This is a genomic window from Pseudomonas sp. xss_2, assembly GCF_043104195.1.
In the GTDB taxonomy this organism is placed as follows: Bacteria; Pseudomonadota; Gammaproteobacteria; order Pseudomonadales; family Pseudomonadaceae; genus Aquipseudomonas; species Aquipseudomonas urmiensis.
The window spans coordinates 1-3053 of record NZ_JBICKL010000093.1; the positions used below are offsets into that span (position 1 = coordinate 1).

Here is a 3053-nt window from a genome sequence, read left to right on the forward strand (position 1 = left end):
GGTCTGCTATATGCAGCGCCCGATACCTGGCCTTGCCGCACACCTGTAGGAGCGGGCTTGAACCCGCGATAAGCCGCAACTGACACCCCGCTCAACCCCAGTCATCACCCCTCCCGCTTTTATCCCTTAAGCATCGCAGTTGGGCATGACCAAGTCCGGAGTGCGCCCTTTTCCTATGCAAGCCTTCGGGCCATGGCTATCATTCCAGCCTTATTCCAAGTCGAGACTGGCATGCTGAAGTTGTTGAATCTCCTCAAGGATGGCCGGTTTCATTCCGGGCAGGCGCTCGGGGAAGCTCTCGGGGTGAGCCGCAGCGCCGTTTGGAAGCAGCTGCAGCACCTGGAAGCCGAATTGAACCTGACCATTCATAAGGTCCGAGGTCGTGGCTATCAATTGGCCGCACCGTTGGCATTGCTTGATTCGCAAGCGATTAGCGATCTCTGCGAAGGCGAGCAGTGGCCGTTGTTTATTCACGATGCGATCGATTCGACCAATGCCGAAGCTTTGCGCGGTGTTGCGCAGGGTAGGGCGGCGCCATTTCTAGTATTGGCCGAACGCCAAAGTGCTGGACGCGGTCGGCGCGGTCGACAATGGATCAGCCCCTTCGCTGAGAACCTCTACTACAGCTTGGTGCTGCGTGTTGAGGGCGGCATGCGCCAGCTAGAGGGTTTAAGCCTGGTGGTCGGGCTGGCAGTCATGCGTACCCTGCAGACATTTGGCGTGAAGCAGGCGGGCCTTAAATGGCCAAATGATGTTCTGGTCGCTGATCAGAAGATCGCCGGGATCTTGCTGGAGCTTGTCGGTGATCCGGCTGACGTCTGTCATGTGGTGCTGGGGATTGGCATCAACGTGAACATGCAGCTCAACGACCAGGTCGACCAGCAATGGACCTCGATGAGGCTGGAGGCGGGCGCCTCTATTGATCGTAACCTGCTGGTCGCCAGGCTCAATCAGCAACTGCAGCATGAGCTGGCCCGGCACCGTCGTTATGGCTTCGCCGCCTTCCAGGAAGAATGGGAGCAAGCGCATCTGTGGCAGGGTCGTAAGGTATCGCTGATCGCCGGCAGTAGCCATACCGATGGCGTAGTGCTTGGCGTGGATGGACAAGGCGGACTGCGTCTTGAGGTGGAAGGTGTGGAAAAGAGCTTCAGTGGTGGTGAGCTCAGTTTGAGGTTGCGTGATGATTCTTGAGCTCGACTGCGGTAATAGCTTCATCAAGTGGCGGGTGATTCATGCTGCCGACGCGACGATTGTCGGTGGCGGCATCGTTGACTCGGATCAGGCGCTATTGGCGGCGGTCTCGGCCTTGCCCTCAGTACGCTTGAAAGGCTGTCGGATAGTCAGTGTCCGTAGCGAAGAGGAAACTGACGCGCTGCGTGGGCTGTTGCAGGCAGGGTTCGCTGTCCAGGCGCAAGTCGCTCTGCCTGTGCAGGAAATGGCTGGAGTGCGTAATGGATATGATGACTATCAGCGGCTGGGCATGGATCGCTGGCTAGCTGCCTTGGGTGCCTACCACCTGGCAAAAGGTGCGTGCCTGGTGATCGACTTGGGTACTGCGGCCAAGGCTGACTTCGTCGCCGCCGATGGTGAGCACCTGGGTGGTTATATTTGTCCCGGTATGCCGCTGATGCGCAGTCAATTGCGTACCCATACCCGTCGAATTCGCTACGACGATGCATCGGCTGAGCGCGCTGTGAGCACGCTTGCGCCTGGTCGCTCGACAGTCGAGGCGGTGGAGCGCGGTTGTGTGCTGATGCTGCAAGGGTTTGCCCGTACACAGATCGAGCAGGCTCGAGCTTTGTGGGGTGAAAGTTTCACTGTGTTCCTGACTGGTGGCGATGCGCCGCTGGTGCGCGAAGCTGCGCCTCAGGCCCGCGTTGTGCCTGACCTGGTCTTCGTTGGTCTGGCGATGGCTTGTCCATTGGATTGAGGTGCCTATGCGTTGGTTGTTTCTGTTGTTGCTGGTGCTCAATGTCGTCTACTACGTCTGGCACCAGCAAGAGGCGCCGTTGAGGGCCAAAGAGGTCGCGCCGCTTTCTCTCTATAAAGGTAACCAGCAGGAGATCCGTCTGCTGCGTGAGACGGGGGCTGCAGCGCCGGCGCGACGTCGTGATGAATGCCTGGTTATTGGTGGTCTACCAGTTCGGGATCAGCTCGATGCGCTACGCCAGCGCCTACTTAGCCTGGATATCACCACGTTGGTGGTGTCCGGTCAGCTGCCGGGCGCAGACGGTATGTGGCTGAAGGTAGCCCCGGAAAGCGAGCGTTTACTGGACCAAACCGTGCTCGCGACTCTTTCCAAGGATTTCAAAGACTTAAAACACAAAATTATTTTCTGCGGGGGTATTGCAACTGGCGAATAGCTTGATAGAATGGCGCCCGCTTCGCAGGGAACACCACTGAGGTGGTAGGACCGGAAGCTGTTGTCAAAGTAGCTAACTTCAAGATTTAATTGAAAAAAAGCTTGACAACAGGTCGGCAAGAGTTGAAAATGCCGCCCACGCTCAGGAGGGGTTCCCGAGCGGCCAAAGGGAGCAGACTGTAAATCTGCCGTCTTCGACTTCGAAGGTTCGAATCCTTCCCCCTCCACCATTTTTAGCGAGAGCTGCAAGCCTCGCGGGTATAGTTTAGTGGTAGAACCTCAGCCTTCCAAGCTGATGATGCGGGTTCGATTCCCGCTACCCGCTCCAAGTTTGCTGTTTTTGCACAATGTGTTTCGCTCTTGTAGCTCAGTTGGTAGAGCACACCCTTGGTAAGGGTGAGGTCAGCGGTTCAAGTCCGCTCAAGAGCTCCATATAACAAGGCAGATATGAAAATATCTGCCTTTGTTTTATCGGTAGTAGTGACTATTTTCTTCTGCGGAGGACTGTATCGATGGCTAAGGAAAAGTTTGATCGTTCCCTACCTCACGTTAACGTTGGCACTATCGGCCACGTTGACCATGGTAAAACCACTCTGACCGCAGCTCTGACTCGCGTCTGCTCCGAGGTTTTCGGTTCGGCAGTCGTTGAGTTCGACAAGATCGACTCGGCTCCAGAAGAGAAAGCGCGCGG

At 56.7% G+C, this 3053-nt stretch carries 4 protein-coding genes and 3 tRNA genes; all 7 read left to right on the forward strand.

Translation table 11 applies throughout. The features are described from left to right. Positions 1 to 231 precede the first annotated feature (231 nt). On the forward strand, positions 232 to 1191 hold the full coding sequence (birA, locus tag ACF8K2_RS23635; protein WP_392467957.1) for a bifunctional biotin--[acetyl-CoA-carboxylase] ligase/biotin operon repressor BirA: 960 nt from the start codon (positions 232 to 234) through the stop codon (positions 1189 to 1191). Next, a complete protein-coding gene (locus ACF8K2_RS23640) occupies positions 1181 to 1930 on the forward strand; it encodes a pantothenate kinase (RefSeq protein ID WP_186557303.1) in 750 nt (249 codons plus the stop codon). The genes birA and ACF8K2_RS23640 overlap by 11 nt, the downstream gene beginning before the upstream one ends. A gap of 7 nt (positions 1931 to 1937) precedes the next feature. Beyond that, positions 1938 to 2363, forward strand: coding sequence for a hypothetical protein (locus ACF8K2_RS23645; protein WP_392467961.1), 426 nt, complete (start codon positions 1938 to 1940; stop codon positions 2361 to 2363). A gap of 144 nt (positions 2364 to 2507) precedes the next feature. Beyond that, positions 2508 to 2592: transfer RNA gene (locus ACF8K2_RS23650), tRNA-Tyr, on the forward strand. Positions 2593 to 2616: 24 nt separating this feature from the next. Next, positions 2617 to 2690: transfer RNA gene (locus ACF8K2_RS23655), tRNA-Gly, on the forward strand. 28 nt (positions 2691 to 2718) lie between these two features. After that, positions 2719 to 2794 (forward strand) — tRNA-Thr (locus ACF8K2_RS23660). A gap of 80 nt (positions 2795 to 2874) precedes the next feature. Beyond that, positions 2875 to 3053: GTP-binding protein (locus ACF8K2_RS23665; protein ID WP_232244373.1), on the forward strand; the 179-nt coding region annotated here is incomplete at its 3' end.